Consider the following 18,659-nt stretch of genomic DNA (forward strand, 5'->3'; position numbering starts at 1 on the left):
TCATGCTGGACAAGACATTTGACGCCTCGCGCGTCGAGCCGCGCATTGCCGAAACGTGGGACGCGGCCAACGCCTTTGCCGCCGGTGCCGGTGCGCGCGATGGCGCCGATCCCTATTGCATCGTCATTCCGCCGCCGAACGTCACCGGCTCGCTGCACATGGGCCATGCGCTCAACAACACGCTGCAGGACGTCCTGATCCGTCACCAACGCATGCTGGGCAACAATGTGCTGTGGCAGCCGGGCATGGACCATGCCGGCATCGCCACGCAAATGGTCGTCGAGCGCCAGCTTGCCGAGAGCGGCGAGAACATGACGCGGCGCGAGATGGGCCGCGAGAAGTTTGTCGAACGCGTCTGGCAGTGGAAGGACGAATCCGGCGGGCAGATCTTCAACCAGCTCAAACGGCTTGGCGCATCGTGCGACTGGTCGCGCGAGCGTTTCACCATGGATGACGGCTTGTCGGAGGCGGTGCTCGAAGTCTTCGTGCGCCTCTACAAGGAAGGGCTGATCTATCGCGGCAAGCGGCTGGTCAACTGGGACCCGAAATTCGAGACCGCGATCTCCGACCTCGAAGTCGAGAACATCGAGGTCGACGGCCATATGTGGCACTTCAAATATCCGCTCGCCGATGGCGCGACCTATGAATATGTCGAAAAGGACGCGGACGGCAACGAGACGCTTCGCGAGACGCGCGACTATATCTCCATCGCCACGACCCGCCCCGAGACGATGCTGGGCGACGGCGCCGTCGCGGTGCATCCGTCCGACGAGCGCTATGCGCCGATCGTCGGCAAACTGTGCGAGATCCCGGTCGGCCCGAAAGAACATCGCCGCCTGATCCCGATCATCACCGACGACTATCCCGACCCCGACTTCGGTTCCGGTGCGGTGAAGATCACCGGCGCCCACGATTTCAACGACTATGACGTGGCAAAGCGCGGCTCCATCCCGATGTACCGGCTGATGGACACGAAAGCCGCCATGCGCGACGACGGCGCGCCCTATGCCGAGGCGGCGGCCATTGCCCAGGCCGTGGCGCGCGGCGAGCGCACGCTCGACGAGGCGGAAGCGGACGCGATCAACCTGGTGCCCGACGATCTGCGCGGGCTCGACCGGTTCGAGGCGCGTCAGCGCGTGATCGACCAGATCACCGGCGAGGGCCTCGCCGTGATGACCACCGACGAGGAGGGCAATGCGATCCCCTTCGTCGAGGCCAAGCGCATCATGCAGCCCTTCGGAGACCGCTCCCACGTGGTCATCGAGCCGATGCTGACCGACCAGTGGTTCGCCGACGCCAAGACGCTGGCCGAGCCTGCCATCGCCTCGGTGCGCGAGGGGCGGACCGAGTTCGTCCCCCGCAACTGGGAGAAGACCTATTTCGACTGGATGGAGAACATCCAGCCCTGGTGCGTGTCGCGCCAGCTCTGGTGGGGGCACCGCATTCCGGCCTGGTACGGGCCGGACGGAACCGTCTTCGTCGAACGCTCGCAGGACGAGGCAGAAGCCGAGGCGCGCGCCCATTACGGCGACGATGTCGATCTGAGGCGCGATCCCGACGTTCTCGACACCTGGTTCTCCTCGGCGCTGTGGCCGTTCTCGACGCTTGGCTGGCCGGAGAAGACCGAGGCGCTCGACACCTGGTATCCGACATCGGTGCTGGTCACCGGCTTCGACATCATCTTCTTCTGGGTCGCCCGGATGATGATGATGGGCCTGCATTTCATGAAGGACGATGAGGGCAGGGGGATCGAACCCTTCCACACCGTCTATGTGCATGCGCTGGTGCGCGACAAGCACGGCGCCAAGATGTCGAAGTCCAAGGGCAACGTCATCGATCCGCTGGAGCTGATCGACGACTATGGCGCGGACGCGCTGCGCTTCACGCTGGCCATCATGGCTGCCCAGGGGCGCGACGTGAAGCTCGATCCGGCGCGCATTGCCGGCTACCGCAATTTCGGCACGAAACTCTGGAACGCCACGCGCTTTGCGCAGATGAACGGCGTCGCCCACGATGCCGGCTTCCGGCCTGCCGACACCAAGCTGACCATCAACCGCTGGATCCTGACCGAGCTTGGCCGGACCATAGGCGAAGTCTCCGACGGGATCGCGACCTACCGCTTCAACGAAGCCGCCGGCGCGCTCTACAAGTTCGTCTGGAACACGTTCTGCGACTGGTATCTCGAATTGCTCAAGCCGGTCTTTGCCGGAGAGGACGAGGACGCCAAGGCCGAGGCGCGCGCCTGCGCCGCGTTTGCGCTCGACGAGATCTACAAGCTGCTGCACCCGTTCATGCCGTTCATGACCGAGGAGTTGTGGGCGCTGACCGGCACGCGCGACGGGCTCCTGTGCCACGCCGCCTGGCCGGAGCCGGCGCTTGAAGACGCGGGCGCCGCCGACGAGATCAACTGGCTGGTTGACCTGGTCTCGGGCATCCGCTCGGTGCGTGCCGAGATGAACGTGCCGCCATCGGCCAAGGCACCGCTTGCCGTCGTCGGCGCAAACCAGACCACGTGCGCAAGGCTGCTCCGCCACGATCCGGCGATCAAGCAGCTTGCCAGGGCCGAGGACATTGTCATCGAGAGCGAAGCCCCCAAGGGCGCCGCCCAGATCGTCGTGCGCGAGGCCACCGTCTGCCTGCCGCTCGGCGGGCTGATCGACATCGAGGCCGAGAAGGCGCGGCTGCAAAAGGCGATCGCCAAGGCGCGCGACGAGATCGCGCGTCTGGACAAGAAGCTGGCGAACGAAAAGTTCGTCGCCAACGCCAAGCCCGAAGTGGTCGAGGCCGAGCGCGACAAACTCGCCGAAGCGAAGCCGGCGCTTGAAAAGCTCGAGGCGGCGCTGGCGCGAATCACCGACATCTGAACCGCCGCGGCGGCGCATTTACGGGCACGTAAGGGTCACTTCGCGAAAAAGGGCAAGATTGTGACGCTTTTGCAACAGTGACCGCAATGCAGGCTTGAACAGCCGCCGAGACCGCGTTTTGCTTGGAAATTCTGCGCTTTTTCGCCATCGGCGCCGGCATCGCCGCAGTTCCGCGCGACGATTTACCCGACAACGGCCGGCTTGGACTTCCGCGCAGACCGGCCGCGGCCGCCCGCTCCGCAATTGTGCTTGATCTGTCCGGCGCGTTTCGGTCAGAACGGGCAAAACACATAAGTTGGAGGGATCCCATGGTTGGGGCAGTCAAGGTTTTTCTTGCCGGTGTTGCGGGCACGGCGCTCATGGTCGCATCGGCCCAGGCCGGCGGCTTTTCGCGCGGCACGGCCGACACGGACATCCTCTTTGAAGAGGGCAATTTCAACATGCGCGCCGGCGCAACGGTGGTCGCTCCACAGCGCGGCTATGCGACGATCAACGGCGTTGCGGCGACCGACCCGAACTACACAAACACTTATGTGGTTCCGACGGCGGCCATCAAGCTCAACCTGACCGACTATGCGCGCTGCGCCGGTACTTACACCGAAGTCTATGGCGGTTCGACGAGCTTTGGACCGCAGAAGCGAGAGGCCGATCGCATCCGCATCGGCGGCGTACAGACGTCGAATGCCACGGCCTCGACAAATCTGGGCGTTGACGAGTTCGGCCTGACCTGTGCGGCCGGCTTCATGGTCGGCGACCTTGGTATCGGCGACGGCAAGATTTGGCTTATCGGCGGCGCTTTCCTTGAGCAGTTTGACTACACCGAGGTGACTGATTTCGGAACGCTGACGTTCAACGGCTCGTACACGCCCGGTTTCCGCGCGGGCGCAGCCTTCGAGATTCCCGAGATCGCGCTGCGCGCACAGATCCTCTACCGCAGCCAGGTCAATCACCGTCCAGGCGGCACATATACCGGCCTCGTTCCGCGTGCCCTGCCGTTGGGTACCTACACCGCCACCGGCGCGGGCACGACGCCGCAGAGCGTGGAAGCCAAGTTCCAGACGGGCGTTGCCGAGGGCACGCTGGTATTCGGTTCAGTCAAGTGGACGGACTGGAGCGTCATCGACACGCTCGACTACACGATTGCAGGCGTCGTTCCGAGCCGGAACGAATATTTCTGGAAGGATGGCTGGACCGTCTCCGGCGGTGTCGGGCGCCAGTTCAATGATTGGCTGTCCGGCTCGGTCAGCCTGACCTGGGATCAGGGCGTGTCGACCACCGAAGATCTTTTGACCGACACCTGGACGCTGGGAACCGGTATCCAGATGAAGGCAGAACGCGCCTCGCTGTCGCTGGGCGGCGCCATCAGCCATCTGACCGGCGGTACGCAGCCGGCAGACCCCAACCCGTTCGATGCCAACCCGACCGGCGCCGATTTTGCGGCAACGGTTGGCGGCGACTGGTCGTTTGCGATCGGCGGGCGCTTCGCCGTCAACTGGTAAGTGCCGGCCCGGGGGACGGGCCGCCTGACCGAACGATCGGCCCCGCGCTCCGGCGCGGGGCTTTTTCGTTGGCGTGCCGCCCCGCTGCGCTCAACGTGCGCGTTGGCCCCCAGCGCAGGGCGCACGTGGGCGTCAGCCCGCGCAAGACCTTGCGCCAGGCTTTTCGGGCGTAGACCGCAAGCGCGACTGCGCGTCGGCGACGTTTCGCCGCTGACGCGGAGGCGTTCTCCGGCAGGAGAACCTGCCGTGAGCTATAGAAACGCGAACAACGGGCGATCCGGTGATCGCCATCGTGCACAAGAACAAATGCGGTCGCCGGACCGCCCGTTCGACGGGCTTGCGGTGATCGTCATGCGCAGCGCCGGCCCGGAAGATGGCTCTTTCGGGGCTGCTGTCCGGAGATGTTGTGGCACCTTCATCTGCCGCGCGGCATGACCACCGCACCGAGTCTCGGCCATCTCCGGTCGGCCGCATCCGCTCTGGCGCCGGCGGGTCATCGCCGGAACCGCGCATGCGGCACGCTCCGCACCTTCATTCCGCCCTGCCGTGAGGGTTCAGCACCCAGCGGCGGAACCGCTTCCGCTACCCGACAGGCCGTCGCCGCCTTCGCAACCCGGCGGGTACACCGGGCCTGTTCCGCAAAGGCGATGGCGGCAAGGATAGGGGAGGTTGAGGGCGGTTGGATAAGTTTTTCGGGGCGGGTCGGGATCTGTGTGATTTTCTGCGCGGTCACATCTCCATTTTTCATCTTGCCCCCCACCCTTCATCCCTCCCCCATGAATGTGGGAGGGAGGACCTCGACGCCCCGGCACACGCCATATGCCTTGAGCCAGGCTCAAAGCCCGGCGCGACGCACATTGCTGGCGTCCTCCCTCCCACGCTTGCGGGGGAGGGAGGAAGGGTGGGGGGCACCTTGCCTCCCCGCGCCATCATCTTCCGCTGATGGCGGAGATTGACGGTGGTGGCCGGCTGCCTTTGCGCCCAACCTCCCCCTTGAGCGGGGTCCGAAGGACGGGGAGCGACGCGTGGCGCGAGCCCGAGGCGAATGGCGTGCAAAGCGCGACAGAGCCGGGCGGTGGCAATGATTGCCTGCGGCGCTTCATTGCCACCCCCACCCGATCAGCTTCCCTTCGGATCAAGTCCGAAGGTCGCTTCTCGTGCCTCCCCTCAAGGGGGAGACGGGGTGCCTAAACGTTGGCCTCGGGGATGATCGATTGCGGTGCGGGAATGGGCAGGCTGCCTGGCGTCAGCCTTCCGACGTGGAAGCGCACTCTCCGCCGTCATTCCGGGGCTTGTCCCCGGAATCCATTCCTGAGGCTTTGCACCAAGCGGGCACGAAAGACACAACCGTCATCCTTGGGCTTGACCCAAGGATCCATTCCGTTCCGATTATGTGGCGCACCGGTGCCGCAGATCCCGCTCGTTCTTGGTCTTCGGGCACCCGCCACCCGCATCACGGAATGGGTCCTTGTCTCGGAGGCCAAGGATGACGGAGGCGGTAACGGCCTTGGCGCCTAAACATCGACTTCGGTGATGATTGTATGCGGCGCGGGAACAAGCAGGCCGTCTGGGGTTAGGCTGCCGGGGTGAAAGCCACCTCTCTGCCGTCATTCCGGGGCTTGACCCCGGAATCCATTCCTGAGGCCTTGGCTGGCGTGACGTGGTTGAAATCACAGTCGCCGGGTTGGGCCATCGCGCCCCGCTCGTCCGCATCACGGAATGGATCCCTGTGACACTCGCAACACGTGCGAGTGCAGGCAAGCACGGGGATGACGGCAGACGGGGATGGCCTTGGCGCCTAAACCTCGACCTCGGCAACCATCGTTTGCGGAGCGGGAATGGGCAGGCCGTCTTCGCTCAAGCCATCAATGTGAAAGCGGATTGCGGCAGCGATCTCAGCGCGTGTTTCGTCTACTGTCACGCCGGCCGCCACGCAACCAGGCAGGTCGGGAACATAGGCGGAATAGTTGCTGGCAGTCTTCTCGATGACGACGGAAAATTGCATGATTAAGTGGCTGATGATTGCCTCAAACTATATAGTTCATCTCGCTTAGAGATTGTACAGGCAGCTTTGGCCTCTCGAAGAGGAATTCCCGCGAGGACAGACAATTGATGAGGGTCTGACCGATACTGGAAAGCCAAGTAACATGGTGCCAAGAAGTGGCGTGCAAATATGTCGGCCTGTGCTTCCGTGCTGGTTAGGCTGTTTAGGTTTTCGAACTGCTTCTCGTAGTCCAGTCCATATCGGTTTGTGTTCATCTTTAATGCGCGATCGGCGTGAAGGAGGAAATGCCCCAATTCATGCGCCAAGATGAAACGGGCGTCAGAATCGCCCTCGCACGCCGCGTCGTACGTCGATTCCGACACTATGATCGTGTTTTCCAGCGGCCGAGCCTGTGCGCGGAAATCGACCTTGTCGTCTTCCCGGACGCGGAATGAATAGCCAGGATAGAACTGGCCAAGCTCAAACTCCAAGATATCGACGATATCAACCGGTTCACCGCGACCAATACCGAGTTTTCGGCGGAACTCAATTGCGAATTCCGCCATCTCTTTTTGGTTCAGTCCTCTTGGAACAAAGACATCTGCCGCCATTTTTTGGCCTTGTAAGCGTCAAAACTCACGACATTGCTCGCTGGTTTCGCCTTTTCCACCTGCCTTGGCACCGCCGATGGTGGCGGCCTCCGAGCGGCGTCAACGTTACGAGGATCAATGCCGAGACTCTCAACGAGAGTATCGAGGCGCCCATCGTTCACGTCAAACTCATTGTTTTTGACGGCGTTTACGAAGGATGAAGGCACGCCCAGGTTTTGACCGGCGACGTAGGCGCGCACACGTCTCGAATCAAGCGCGTCGCGCACCATGCGGCTTAGTACCGCTTTGGCTTTCTCGTTCATAGCGCTGCCCTCAACTACACCCGCTGGTCGCCCCGCACGTGTCGCACTTCAGGCACGTGCCGTTGCGCACCATGGTGAAGTTCGAGCATTCGCCGCACATGTCGCCGGTATAGCCCTGCATCACCGCCTTCATGCGCCGTTCGGCGGCGATCTGCCTGGCATCGTCCGCGTCCGGCTTTTTGGCGGTGTCGGGCGACAGGCCGGTGGCCGCGGCGGCGGCGGCCTGCGCGGCCGCCTGGCGGTCGGCCTGGGCGTCGGTGGAGGCCTCGGCCTCGGTCTCCGCCTTGAAGGTCTCGGCGCGCTCGGCATAGTCGCGGTGGAAGGCCGACACCTCCTGCTGCTGTTCGAGCACCGGCTTTTGGGCGGTGGCGAGCGCCGTGCCGCCGGCACCGGGCGAAATCGCCGTCACATTGCTCGTGCCCGCGCCCGCCGGCGCGTTCTTGGGCGCATTGCCCGAGACGACCGACAGCTTGTGGCCGCGGGTCCAGCCGGTGGAGACGGGCTGGGTGGTGCCGCCCTCGATGCCCTTGCCGAGCGGGGTGGAGGAGAATTCCGACTGGTCGACATGGGCCAGATCGTGCCGGCCCAGATAGGAGATCGCCAGTTCGCGGAACACATAGTCGAGGATCGAGGTGGCGTTCTTGATCGCATCGTTCCCCTGCACCATGCCGGCGGGCTCGAACTTGGTGAAGACGAAGGCGTCGACATATTCCTCAAGCGGCACGCCATACTGGAGCCCGAGCGACACGGAGATGGCAAAATTGTTGATCAGCGCGCGCAGGGTCGAGCCTTCCTTGTTCATGTCCAGGAAGATTTCGCCCAGCCTGCCATCGTCATATTCGCCGGTGCGCAGGAACACGGTGTGGCCGCCGATCTTGGCCTTCTGCGTGTAGCCCTTGCGGCGCGTCGGCAGCTTTTCCTGCTCGCGCACCCGCTCGATCACCTTTTCGACGATCTTCTCGGTGACCTGCACGGCGCGGGCGGCGGCGGGCGCCTCGACCAGCGCGTCGACCGCATCGTCCTCGTCCTCGTCATCCTCGATGATCGCCGAATTGAGCGGTTGGCTCAGTTTCGAGCCGTCGCGATAGAGCGCGTTGGCTTTCAAAGCGAGCTTCCAGGACAGCATGTAGGCGTTCTTGCAGTCCTCGACGGTCGCCGCATTGGGCATGTTGATCGTCTTGGAGATCGCGCCCGAGATGAAGGGCTGGGCGGCGGCCATCATGCGGATGTGGCTGTCGACGGAGAGGTACCGCTTGCCGATCTTGCCGCACGGGTTGGCGCAGTCGAAGACGGGCAGATGCTCGTCTTTGAGGTGCGGTGCGCCTTCCAGCGTCATCGCGCCGCAAATGTGGATGTTGGCGGCCTCGATGTCGGCCTTGGAAAAGCCCAGCGCCGGCAGCAGCTCGAAACTGAAATCGTCGAGCTGCTCGTCGGTCAGGCCCAGTGCGTCGCGGCAGAAATCCTCGCCCAGCGTGAACTTGTTGAAGGCGAACTTGATGTCGAAGGCCGAGGCCAGCGCACCGTTCACCGCTTCGATCTTCTCGTCGGTGAAGCCTTTGGCTTTCAGCGATGAGGGGTTGACCGCCGGCGCCTGGTTCAGATTGCCGTGGCCCACCGCATAGGCCTCGATCTCGGCGATCTCGGCTTCCGAATAGCCAAGCGTGCGCAGCGCGGCGGGCACGGCGCGGTTGATGATCTTGAAATAGCCGCCGCCGGCCAGCTTCTTGAACTTGACGAGCGCGAAGTCCGGCTCGATGCCGGTCGTGTCGCAATCCATGACCAGGCCGATCGTGCCGGTCGGCGCGATGACGGTCGCCTGCGCGTTGCGGTAGCCGTTCTTTTCGCCCAGCGCGATCGCCCGGTCCCAGGCGGCGCGGGCGCGGTCGATCAGCGTGGCATCGGGGCAGTCGCCTGCCTTCAGCGCCACCGGATTGACGGCCAGATCCTCATAGCCCTGCGTTTCGCCATAGGCGGCGCGGCGATGGTTGCGCATCACGCGCAGCATGTTCTTGGCGTTCGGCTTGTAGCCGGGGAAGGGGCCGAGTTCGCCCGCCATTTCCGCCGAGGTCGCATAGGAAACGCCGGTCATGATCGCGGTCAGCGCGCCGGCAATGGCCCGGCCCTCGTCGGAATCATACGGAATGCCCGAGCTCATCAGGAGGCCGCCAATGTTGGCATAGCCGAGACCCAGCGTCCGGTACTTGTAGGACAGTTCGGCGATCTGCCTGGACGGGAACTGCGCCATCATGACGGAAATTTCCAGAACGACCGTCCAAAGCCGCACCGTGTGTTCATAGGCGGCCACGTCGATCTTCTTGGTGTCGCGGTCGGCGAACTGCATCAGGTTGAGCGAGGCCAGATTGCAGGCCGTGTCGTCCAGGAACATGTATTCCGAGCACGGGTTGGAGCCGCGAATGCGCCCGCCCGCCGGGCAGGTGTGCCAGTCGTTCATGGTCGTGTTGTAGTGCAGGCCCGGATCGGCCGACGCCCATGCGGCATAGCCGATCTTCTCCCACAGATCGCGCGCCTTGACCGTCTCGGCCACCTTGCCGTCGATGCGGTTGATCAGGTTCCAGTCGCCATCGCTTTCGACCGTGCGCAGGAACTCGTCCGACAGCGAGACCGAATTGTTGGAGTTCTGGCCCGAGACGGTCAGATAGGCGTCCGAATCCCAATCGGTGTCGTAGGTCTTGAATTCGAGGTCCGTATAGCCCTGCCGCGCGAACTGGATGACGCGCTGAATGTAGTTTTCCGGCACCAGCGCCTTCTTGGCGGCTTTGACTTCGCGCTTCAGCGCCGGGTTCTTGTTGGGATCGAAGCAGTCGCTGTCATTGTCGGCCTCGCAATTGACGCAGGCCTTCATGATCGCGCCCATATGCCTGGCGACGGTCTTCGAGCCGGTGACGAGCGCGGCGACCTTCTGCTCCTCGCTCACCTTCCAGTCGATATATTTCTCGATGTCCGGATGGTCGATGTCGACGACCACCATTTTGGCCGCGCGGCGCGTCGTGCCGCCCGACTTGATGGCGCCCGCGGCCCGGTCGCCGATCTTCAAAAAGCTCATCAGGCCCGACGACTTGCCGCCGCCCGAAAGCTTCTCGCCTTCGCCGCGCAGGTGGCTGAAGTTGGTGCCGGTGCCCGACCCATATTTGAACAGGCGCGCCTCGCGCACCCAAAGGTCCATGATCCCGCCTTCGTTGACCAGATCGTCGCCGACCGACTGGATGAAGCAGGCATGGGGCTGCGGATGCTCGTAGGCCGACTTCGACTTGGTCAGCTTGCCGGTGAACGGGTCGACATAATGGTGCCCTTGGCCGGGGCCGTCGATGCCATAGGCCCAGTGCAGGCCGGTGTTGAACCATTGCGGCGAGTTGGGCGCCACGCGCTGGGTGGCCAGCATGTAGCACAATTCGTCCATGAAGGCGCGGGCATCGACTTCCGTGTCGAAATAGCCGCCCTTCCAGCCCCAATAGGTCCATGTGCCGGCGAGCCGCGTGAACACCTGGCGGGCGTCGGTTTCCGGGCCGTAGCGCTCGTCCTCGGGCAGGTCCGCCAGCGCCGCCTCATCGGCGACCGAGCGCCACAGGAAGGAGGGAACGGAGTTCTCCTCGACCTTTTTCAGGCGCGCGGGCACGCCGGCCTTGCGGAAATATTTCTGCGCCAGGATATCGGCGGCCACCTGGCTGAACTGGTCGGGCACGTCGATGTTCTCGAGCCTGAAGACCACCGAACCGTCCGGGTTCCTGATCTCGCTCGTCGCCTTGCGGAAGGCGATGTCCGCATAGGGTGACTGACCGTCCTTGGTGTAGTGCCGCTCAATGTGCATGTCGTCCCTCGTGCCCTCTATATATAGTGTCTTTTCCACAGGCCGTCACGCGGCCCGCATGATCGCAAATCGCTGCCGTCCGCCGGATCGGCTCCGGCGGCCGCATCGGCCTTGTTTCCCTTGGGTTTTCACCGTCGGGCCAAAGGCCATGTCAACCAGAAGAAATGTTCGACGTCCTGCCCGCGCGTGGCGCCGCCTGCGTCGCGACGGCTACCTTATCTTGTGGTTAGTTGGGCCGCAAACGCTAAATATTGTGTTAACAGCCATTTTTTCCCCTCGACCGAATCCCGCACCGATCTGTCCGGCGCACACGAAAACCCCCGCGCGGGTGCGACGGATGGCCGTCACTGCCGCGCCTGAAACGCCAACATGAACGCTGAAAAACCCAAGCGGTTCTGGCCCGCCGGACGTGCTCCCAATGTCGCACGAACGTCATAAAAGGCGACTCGTATCCGATGGTCAAGGGCTAGATTCAGGCAAAAGCGAAAACACAACATATAGCGGTCGTGCGCGCTGAATATCGGGGACAAGTCAGACTTTGTTAACCGGTTCGGAGTCGGGTTTGCCGCGATTCTCCGCCGTCCCGGCAGACGCCGAATGGGCCGCCGGTCAGGCCGCCATTTTCTTCCAGCCGGTGGCAAATGCGTCCAGAAGCACCTTCAGCTCGGCTTCTTCGACCATGCCGGCGGCGTCCGCGGCGGGCACCCATTTGCGCTCGCGCTCGTCCCGTTCGGGCCAGTCCTTGGCCTGACGGGTGACCGCCAGCGCGAACACATGGGTCCGGCAGGCGATCGCCTGACCGTCATCTTCGAGCTTGTCGTAATCGTAGGTGCCGACCGGCTCGCCGGTCACGTTGCCCTCGATGCCGGCTTCTTCCCAGGCTTCACGCGCGGCGGCCTCGCCCATCGATTCGCCGGTTTCGATCCATCCCTTGGGCAGGATCCAGCGACCGGTGCCGCGGCTGGTGATCAGCAGCACCTCGACTTTCTTCTTGCCGGCCTTGCGCCAGACAAGCGCCGCGACCTGTTCGGCGCGCATGGGATCGGGCTCGGGCGCGGCGCCGATGGCCCGCTTGAGCTGGTTCAATATCCGTGCGAGCGTGCCGTTTTCGGCCATGATGTCCTTTCGGGCGCAGCGTCCCGGTCCGCGATTCGCCTCGATGATATCGCCTATTTTGCCAGATGTGCCTGCCCCGGTACCGATTCAACTGTGAATAGCCGGGATAAGGACGCAAAAGTCAGCGCGGGCGCGCGCGAACGGCGAGCACAACCGCCAGCGCGAACACGAACGCACCGCCAATGAACCACAGTCCCGGCACATTGACGATCGGATCGACCGACGAGACGTGCGCCAGCACCAGAGAGGCGAACAATGGCCCGATGACGATCGCCATCGCGTTGATCGCCTGCAGCGTGCCCTGAAGCTGGCCCTGCCGGTCGCCATCGACGCTTTTCGAGCAGATCGCCGTCAGCGCCGGCGCGCCCAACCCGTTGCCGATCACATAGAGCGCGATCAGCGGATAGACCATCCAGCCCGTGGTGGCGATGCCGTAGAGCGCCAGGGAAAGGCAGGACACCGCAAAGCCCGTGATCACCGTCGGCCAGTCTCCGATCCGGCGCACGACCGGCCCGACCAGAAACCCCTGTACGATGACATACATCACGCCGACAAAGGCCAGCGACCATGCCGCTTCGCGCAGGCCCCATCCAAAGCGGAACTCGGTGTAGAGCACCCATGTGCCCTCGAGCCCGCGCTGCGCGGTGGCGGTGATCAAAAGCGCGATCAGGAGCGGCATCAGCGCGGGAAAGCGGGCGATCTTGCGCAGGGAGCCGAGGGGATTGGCCTCGCGCCAGTCCGGCCGCGTGCGCCGGCGGTCTTCATCGAGCGACTCGGGCAGGAAGAAGAAGGCGAACACCAGGTTCAGCGCGCCCAGGCACGCCGCCGCGTAGAAGGGCAGGCGGATGTCGATTTCGCCCAGAATGCCGCCGAGCAGCGGGCCCAGAATGAAGCCGGCGCCGAACGCCGCGCCGATCAGTCCGAAGATGCGGGCGCGTTCCTCGGGGGCCGAAATGTCGGTGACATAGGCATTGGCCGTCGTCACCGTCGCGCCGAAAATGCCGCCGACCAGCCGGGCGAAGGCAAGCCAGACAAGCGTCGGGGCGAGGGCGGCGAAGATGTAGTCGACCGTCAGCCCGGCGAGCGTCACCAGCATGACCGGGCGCCGGCCGAATTTGTCGGAGATCATGCCGATCAGCGGCGAGAACAGGAACTGCGCCAGCGCGTAGATGGTGCCGATGATCGCATAGGCGGCGGCGGCATCGGAAACCGTGCCGGACCCCATTGTCTGGATGAGCTTGGGCAGGATCGGCCAGGCCAGCCCGACGCCGATCATGTTGATGACGACGGTCATCAGGATCACCGCAAGCGCCCGGCGTCTGGCCGCGGCCGTCAGGACGGGCTTGGGCGCGGGAGCATCCATGCGGGTGCTGTCAGCCCTTGCCTGCGCCGGCGATCGGTTCCTGATAGGTGAAGCCCATGTCCCAGGGGAAGAATATCCAGGTGTCCTGGCTCACTTCGGTGATGAATGTATCGACCTGGGGCATGCCCTTGGGCTTGGCATAAACGGTGGCGAAATGCGCCTTGGGAATCATCGAGCGCACCAGTTCGGCGGTTTTGCCCGTGTCGGTCAGGTCGTCGATGATCAGCACGCCTTGGCCTTCGTCCGTGAGCAGGTCCGCGCTGATTTTCTTGAGCACATTGATCTGACCCTGCGTATCATAATCGTGATAGGAGGCGACACAGACCGTCTCGATCACCCGGATTTCCAGTTCGCGGCTGACGATGGCCGCGGGCACGAGCCCGCCGCGCGTGATGGTGACGATCACCTTCCATTCCTTGCTCACCGACGCGACGCGCCAGGCAAGCGCGCGCGCGTCGCGATGGAACTGGTCCCAGGAAACGGGAAAGGATTTGTCGGGCAGGGCCATGGCGCGCTCCGTGCGGGTGGTTTGGTGGGCGGCAAAAAAGATGGGGTGCGATAGCCGCGCACAGCCGCAATGGCAAGCGCCGGTTGCGGGCCGCGCCCTATTCGCCCCGTGCCAGCGCGTCCAGCATGCCGCGAACATCGGCAAGCGCGGTATCCAGCACGGAGGGGTCGGCGGCGCGCACCACGATCTCGGCCCAGTGCCGTCCGTCCTCATAGCGCGGATAGGAGCCGATGATCGCATCGGGATGCTCGGCCTGGATCGCGCCGAGCGGCGCGCCGATCACCCCTTCGCCGAACGGGCACTCGATGCTGTCCGAAAGGAGCTTGCGGCCCGTGCGCAGGCTCGGCAGCACGTTGTCGAGCATGGCCTGGAAGATTGCCGGCACGCCCGCCAGCACATGCACGTTGCCGATCAGAAAGCCCGGCGCCGTGGTGACCGGATTGTCGATCAGGACAGCCCCCTCGGGCACCCGCGCCATGCGCCGGCGCGCCGCCGTGAACTCCTGTCCGCGCCTGGCGTAATGATCGGTCAGCATCGCCAAGGCGGCCGGATCGGGCTCGACCGGCAAGCCGAACGCGGCGCCGACGGCATCGGCGGTGATGTCGTCATGGGTCGGCCCGATGCCGCCCGAGGTGAACACATAGGTGTATCGCGCGCGCAGCACGTTCACCGCCTCGATGATCGCAGCCTTGTCGTCGCCGACCACGCGGATTTCGCGCAGATCGATGCCGACGCCGGTCAGAACCCGCGCCAGATGGTGCGCGTTGGCCTCGCGCGTGCGCCCCGAAAGGATCTCGTCGCCGATGACGATCATGGCGGCGGTGACGATTGTGTCGCTCATCGTAGCAGGTCCGGCTTTCCATTGGCGTTCTACAGCGCGCGGTCCCCGTCATCAATCGCGCCGTGATGGTGAACGCTGTGTCGCGCGATTGGCGGCTTTCGCGGGCGCGGGTCTTGGGCTTGTGTGCGCCGCAAATGCAACCCGATGGAGACCATCCGATGACCAAGGTTCTGGTGCTGTACTATTCGAGCTGGGGACACATGGAGGCCATGGCGCAGGCGGCGGCCGAAGGCGCGAAGGCCGCCGGCGCCGATGTCGCCGTCAAGCGCGTGCCCGAACTCGTGCCCGAGGACGTCGCAAAGGCCGCGCACTACAAGCTCGACCAGGACGCGCCGGTCGCCGAGCCGCTGGAGCTCGCCGATTACGACGCGATCATATTCGGCGTCTCGACGCGCTACGGCATGATGGCCGCGCAGCTGAAGAACTTCCTCGACCAGACCGGGCCGCTGTGGATGGAAGGAAAGCTGATCAACAAGGTGGCCTCGGTCATGTCGTCGACCGCCACGCAGCATGGCGGCGCCGAACTGGCGATCCTGACGACGCAGGCCGCGCTTCAGCATCACGGCATGATCATCGTGCCGCTGTCCTATGCCTATCAGGACCAGATGGGCAATGATGTGGTGCGCGGCGGCTCGCCCTACGGCATGACGACGACGTCCAATGGCGACGGTTCGCGCATGCCCTCCGACCAGGAACTCGAAGGCGCCCGCTTCCAGGGACAGCGCGTCGCCGAGATTGCCGCCAAGCTCGCCGGCTGACCGGCCGCGACCGATCCTGCCGTAAACGGAGACACGCGGCCGCGCCCGGGCCCCACGGTCGCCAGGCCATGGACAAACCGGGCGCGGTACGGCAGACCGGCGGCACGCGGCTCCCGCGCGAGCAACCCGAACCGGTACGGCAGGTCATGACATATCAGCAACGGCTGGACTTCGCGCTCGAGGTCGCCCGTGCGGCGGGCGATTTCGCCGCCGGGCATTTCAGGTCCATCGATTCGCTTTCCATCGAAAGCAAGGGGCACCAGGATCTGGTCTCCAACGCCGACAAGGAAACCGAGACGCTGGTGCGCGACGCGATCGAGGCGCGCTGGCCCGATGACGGCATTGTCGGCGAGGAGCATGGTCGAAAGCATGGCACGAGCGGCTTCGACTGGGTGATCGATCCGATCGACGGCACCGCCAATTTCGTGCGCGGTATTCCGCAATGGTGCGTGGCGATCGCCTGCACCGAACATGGCCTGCCGGTCGTCGGCGTCATCAACGAGCCGTCTTCGGGCGAGATGTTCCATGCCGTGCGCGGCGGAGGCGCCTTCGTCAATGGCAAGCCGATGCAGGTGGCTCAGGCCTTCGGACTGTCCGACGGATCGGTCGGCGCCGGCGTCTCCGGCCGCACCGACAGGGCGGTGGCCGTCGCCATGGTCGATCATATCCTCGGGGAGGGCGGCATGTTCTTCCGCAACGCTTCGGGCGCGCTGAGCCTTGCCTATGTCGCCGCCGGACGCCTTCTTGGCTTCATCGAGGATCACATGAATTCATGGGACTGCCTGGCCGGGCTTTTGATGATTGAGGAGGCGGGCGGCACGATCAACGATCTGGACGCCGAAACCGCGCTCGACCACGGCACCAAGGTGATTGCCGGCGGGCCCAACGTCTATCCGCAGTTGGCCGGAATGGCGGACGAATTGTTCGGGGCCTGAAGGTCCCGTACGCGTTACCCGATCAGCCCGTACTGGCGCGCCTTGTTGCGCAGGAATGGAAGGCCGTTCTCCATCACCTCGGCTTCGCCCGAGGCGACGGGACGCCACACCGACAGGCCGTGCGCGATCTCCGGCGGCATGTTGATGAAGCTCTCCATGGCGAGCCCGCCATCGAAGCCGATCGCGCGCAGCGCCCCAAACACCTCGTCCCAGGCGATGTTGCCGGCGCCGGGCGTGCCGCGATCCGATTCCGACAGATGGATGTAGCGCAGATGCTCGCGCGCATCGAGAACGCCCTGCGCGATGCCCTTTTCCTCGATATGCATGTGGTAGGTGTCCAGATGCACGAACATGTTGTCGGCGCCGATCCGCTCGATCATCGCAACGCCTTGCCAGCCGGTGTTGATCAGATGGGTCTCGTAGCGGTTGACCGGCTCGATGCCGAACAGGAGGCCGAGCGATTTCGCATGCCGCGCCGCCGCTTCCAGCGCGCGGGCCACATTGTCCAGTTCGGTTTCGCTCGGCGGCTGACCCGATCGTTCGCCGATGCCGCCATAGACGACGCCGCTGAGCGCCTCGCAGCCCATGGCGGCGGTCTTGTCGAGCGCGACGGTCAGGAACTCGATCGCCTTGTCGGGCTGGCGCGAGGCCCAGCATTCTTCGGGCAGTCCGAGCGAGCAGACCGCGCGCATCTCCGCCGCTTCGAGCACCTGCCGGCTGTGCGCCGCATCGACGGCGGGCGGATCGAGCAGGGCGATCTCCAGAAAGTCCATGCCGTAATCGCGCGCCTTCTGCACCGCCAATTCGCAGCCGTGCCTGTCCCAACTCATCGTCCACATGGAGGTGTGAACCCCAAATCCCCGCATGGATGCCTCCGTTCAGCCCATCGCCAAAAGCTTGCCCGCCAGATGTTCGTCCACGAACAGCCGGTCGGCGAACCCGGCCCGCAAGATCGCCAGCGTCGCCTCGGCCTTGGAAAGCCCGCCCGCCGTGATCGCGACGTCCGTCTTGCGCATGTCCTCGACGCCGATGCACGGCGTGCAGCGGTTCAGACCGGTCTCCGCCAACGTGCCATCGGGCATGAAGAAATTGCCGCAACAGTCTCCAACGACTCCGCATTTCTTCAGTTCGGCGATCTGTTCGCCGCTCAGAACCCCTGTGTCGAAAAGGATCGCGCCGTCGCGGCATTCGCCGACGCTCATGATCATCCGGTCTGCCCGGCGTGCCGCATCGAGCGCCTCGCGCACCAGCCTTTGCGCCATGATCATCTGACAGGCCTGTTCGCTGTCGGCGACGAACGGCGCGGGCATCAAAAGCGCCTGGCCGCCCGTCTGCGCGGCGAGCCGCACGCACACCTCGGCTGGCGCGGTGCTCGTTGCATGGGTCACCGATCCCATCAGCGACACGAAAGTCAGATCGCGATTTGTCAGGCCGACCAGATTGTCGGCCATCGACGACAGGGTGCGTCCCCAGCCGACCCCGATCGTCTGCGGCGCGTCGCCCTTTCCGACGCGCGCCAGGTAGGAAGCGGCCATGATGCCGACCGCAAGGCGGCAATAATCATCGTCATCGCGCGCCACCGGCACCGGCGCGACCAGCACCTCGCGCAGGCCGAACCGTTCGGTCAGCCGGTCGGCCAGCGCCAGCGTCCGGCTCGTCCGATGTTCGATCGATATGCGCACCATGCCCTGCTCGCGGGCATCGGCCAGCATGCGCAGCACCTTGAAGCGGGAGATGCCGAGCCGTTCGCTGACCTCCTGCCGGCTGAGTCTGCCGACATGATAGAGCCAGGCGGCCTGGACGATGTCGTCGTCATGCCGGCTTCCGGCGACCATGTGCTTTGCCTCCTCCCCGCCGCGGCGTGCGATGATGTCGGGACGTGAGGCACGGACATCAATATGCGCTTGACCGCGATCTTGGCGCCCTTATAGTCACATAGGTGCACTCGTTGCACAAGTGTTGCACAATCGCACACGCGCGCATTTTCCCGAGGCGCGCCAACCGGTTGAACGCTTGCTGCACGGGTTGGGAGGACCTTGTCGCGCCCGTCAG

The 18,659-nt window shown here is 64.5% G+C and carries 14 protein-coding genes; 4 read left to right on the forward strand and 10 right to left on the reverse strand.

Annotated features, from left to right (window positions below):
- Positions 1-2 precede the first annotated feature (2 nt).
- Positions 3-2,864 (forward strand): valine--tRNA ligase, encoded by a 2,862-nt coding sequence (locus tag ACOQOU_RS17150; RefSeq protein ID WP_109766118.1) that lies wholly within the window; start codon positions 3-5, stop codon positions 2,862-2,864.
- A gap of 308 nt (positions 2,865-3,172) precedes the next feature.
- A complete protein-coding gene (locus tag ACOQOU_RS17155) occupies positions 3,173-4,363 on the forward strand; it encodes a long-chain fatty acid transporter (protein ID WP_306024814.1) in 1,191 nt (396 codons plus the stop codon).
- Positions 4,364-6,161: 1,798 nt separating this feature from the next.
- Here ACOQOU_RS17155 and ACOQOU_RS17160 read toward each other — a convergent pair.
- From ACOQOU_RS17160 to ACOQOU_RS17195, 8 genes are all read right to left on the reverse strand, one after another.
- A complete protein-coding gene (locus tag ACOQOU_RS17160) occupies positions 6,162-6,368 on the reverse strand; it encodes a type II toxin-antitoxin system HicB family antitoxin (RefSeq protein ID WP_306024815.1) in 207 nt (68 codons plus the stop codon).
- A 2-nt stretch (positions 6,369-6,370) separates the two neighbouring features.
- Positions 6,371-6,958: an ImmA/IrrE family metallo-endopeptidase gene (locus ACOQOU_RS17165; protein WP_306024816.1), complete on the reverse strand. Its 588-nt coding sequence runs from the start codon at positions 6,956-6,958 to the stop codon at positions 6,371-6,373.
- Positions 6,925-7,260 carry a hypothetical protein gene (locus tag ACOQOU_RS17170; protein ID WP_306024817.1) on the reverse strand — a complete coding sequence of 112 codons (336 nt, stop codon included), beginning with the start codon at positions 7,258-7,260 and terminating at the stop codon, positions 6,925-6,927. The genes ACOQOU_RS17165 and ACOQOU_RS17170 overlap by 34 nt, the downstream gene beginning before the upstream one ends.
- Before the next feature lie 10 nt (positions 7,261-7,270).
- The gene (locus tag ACOQOU_RS17175; protein WP_306024818.1) at positions 7,271-11,086 is read right to left on the reverse strand and encodes a vitamin B12-dependent ribonucleotide reductase; all 3,816 of its coding nucleotides are present in this window, start codon (positions 11,084-11,086) and stop codon (positions 7,271-7,273) included.
- A gap of 609 nt (positions 11,087-11,695) precedes the next feature.
- Positions 11,696-12,202, reverse strand: coding sequence for an NUDIX hydrolase (locus ACOQOU_RS17180; RefSeq protein WP_306024819.1), 507 nt, complete (start codon positions 12,200-12,202; stop codon positions 11,696-11,698).
- Positions 12,203-12,323: 121 nt separating this feature from the next.
- On the reverse strand, positions 12,324-13,565 hold the full coding sequence (locus tag ACOQOU_RS17185; protein ID WP_306024820.1) for a TCR/Tet family MFS transporter: 1,242 nt from the start codon (positions 13,563-13,565) through the stop codon (positions 12,324-12,326).
- 10 nt (positions 13,566-13,575) lie between these two features.
- The gene (gene gpt / locus ACOQOU_RS17190; protein ID WP_306024821.1) at positions 13,576-14,073 is read right to left on the reverse strand and encodes a xanthine phosphoribosyltransferase; all 498 of its coding nucleotides are present in this window, start codon (positions 14,071-14,073) and stop codon (positions 13,576-13,578) included.
- Between the two features lie 97 nt (positions 14,074-14,170).
- The gene (locus ACOQOU_RS17195; RefSeq protein ID WP_109769233.1) at positions 14,171-14,914 is read right to left on the reverse strand and encodes a competence/damage-inducible protein A; all 744 of its coding nucleotides are present in this window, start codon (positions 14,912-14,914) and stop codon (positions 14,171-14,173) included.
- 158 nt (positions 14,915-15,072) lie between these two features.
- Here ACOQOU_RS17195 and wrbA point away from each other — a divergent pair, with 158 nt between their 5' ends.
- Positions 15,073-15,672 (forward strand): NAD(P)H:quinone oxidoreductase type IV, encoded by a 600-nt coding sequence (gene wrbA, locus ACOQOU_RS17200; protein WP_306024822.1) that lies wholly within the window; start codon positions 15,073-15,075, stop codon positions 15,670-15,672.
- Between the two features lie 68 nt (positions 15,673-15,740).
- Positions 15,741-16,607, forward strand: coding sequence for an inositol monophosphatase family protein (locus ACOQOU_RS17205; protein ID WP_342633480.1), 867 nt, complete (start codon positions 15,741-15,743; stop codon positions 16,605-16,607).
- A gap of 14 nt (positions 16,608-16,621) precedes the next feature.
- On the opposite strand, the gene ACOQOU_RS17210 is transcribed toward ACOQOU_RS17205, so the two are convergent.
- Both ACOQOU_RS17210 and ACOQOU_RS17215 read right to left on the reverse strand, forming a co-directional pair.
- Positions 16,622-17,473 (reverse strand): sugar phosphate isomerase/epimerase family protein, encoded by an 852-nt coding sequence (locus ACOQOU_RS17210; protein WP_109769234.1) that lies wholly within the window; start codon positions 17,471-17,473, stop codon positions 16,622-16,624.
- 12 nt (positions 17,474-17,485) lie between these two features.
- Positions 17,486-18,442 (reverse strand): sugar-binding transcriptional regulator, encoded by a 957-nt coding sequence (locus tag ACOQOU_RS17215; RefSeq protein WP_420578750.1) that lies wholly within the window; start codon positions 18,440-18,442, stop codon positions 17,486-17,488.
- Positions 18,443-18,659: the final 217 nt, after the last annotated feature.

This window comes from Oceaniradius stylonematis, assembly GCF_965223445.1.
GTDB lineage: Bacteria > Pseudomonadota > Alphaproteobacteria > Rhizobiales > Rhizobiaceae > Roseitalea > Roseitalea stylonematis.

What these genes read in the sequence shown, in the direction of transcription:
- ACOQOU_RS17150 (WP_109766118.1), top strand. Translation starts at nt 3, where the DNA reads ATGCTGGACAAGACATTTGACGCCTCGCGCGTCGAGCCGCGCATTGCC.
- ACOQOU_RS17155 (WP_306024814.1), top strand. Translation starts at nt 3,173, where the DNA reads ATGGTTGGGGCAGTCAAGGTTTTTCTTGCCGGTGTTGCGGGCACGGCG.
- ACOQOU_RS17160 (WP_306024815.1), bottom strand. Translation starts at nt 6,368, where the DNA reads ATGCAATTTTCCGTCGTCATCGAGAAGACTGCCAGCAACTATTCCGCC.
- ACOQOU_RS17165 (WP_306024816.1), bottom strand. Translation starts at nt 6,958, where the DNA reads ATGGCGGCAGATGTCTTTGTTCCAAGAGGACTGAACCAAAAAGAGATG.
- ACOQOU_RS17170 (WP_306024817.1), bottom strand. Translation starts at nt 7,260, where the DNA reads ATGAACGAGAAAGCCAAAGCGGTACTAAGCCGCATGGTGCGCGACGCG.
- ACOQOU_RS17175 (WP_306024818.1), bottom strand. Translation starts at nt 11,086, where the DNA reads ATGCACATTGAGCGGCACTACACCAAGGACGGTCAGTCACCCTATGCG.
- ACOQOU_RS17180 (WP_306024819.1), bottom strand. Translation starts at nt 12,202, where the DNA reads ATGGCCGAAAACGGCACGCTCGCACGGATATTGAACCAGCTCAAGCGG.
- ACOQOU_RS17185 (WP_306024820.1), bottom strand. Translation starts at nt 13,565, where the DNA reads ATGGATGCTCCCGCGCCCAAGCCCGTCCTGACGGCCGCGGCCAGACGC.
- gpt (WP_306024821.1), bottom strand. Translation starts at nt 14,073, where the DNA reads ATGGCCCTGCCCGACAAATCCTTTCCCGTTTCCTGGGACCAGTTCCAT.
- ACOQOU_RS17195 (WP_109769233.1), bottom strand. Translation starts at nt 14,914, where the DNA reads ATGAGCGACACAATCGTCACCGCCGCCATGATCGTCATCGGCGACGAG.
- wrbA (WP_306024822.1), top strand. Translation starts at nt 15,073, where the DNA reads ATGACCAAGGTTCTGGTGCTGTACTATTCGAGCTGGGGACACATGGAG.
- ACOQOU_RS17205 (WP_342633480.1), top strand. Translation starts at nt 15,741, where the DNA reads ATGGACAAACCGGGCGCGGTACGGCAGACCGGCGGCACGCGGCTCCCG.
- ACOQOU_RS17210 (WP_109769234.1), bottom strand. Translation starts at nt 17,473, where the DNA reads ATGCGGGGATTTGGGGTTCACACCTCCATGTGGACGATGAGTTGGGAC.
- ACOQOU_RS17215 (WP_420578750.1), bottom strand. Translation starts at nt 18,442, where the DNA reads ATGGTCGCCGGAAGCCGGCATGACGACGACATCGTCCAGGCCGCCTGG.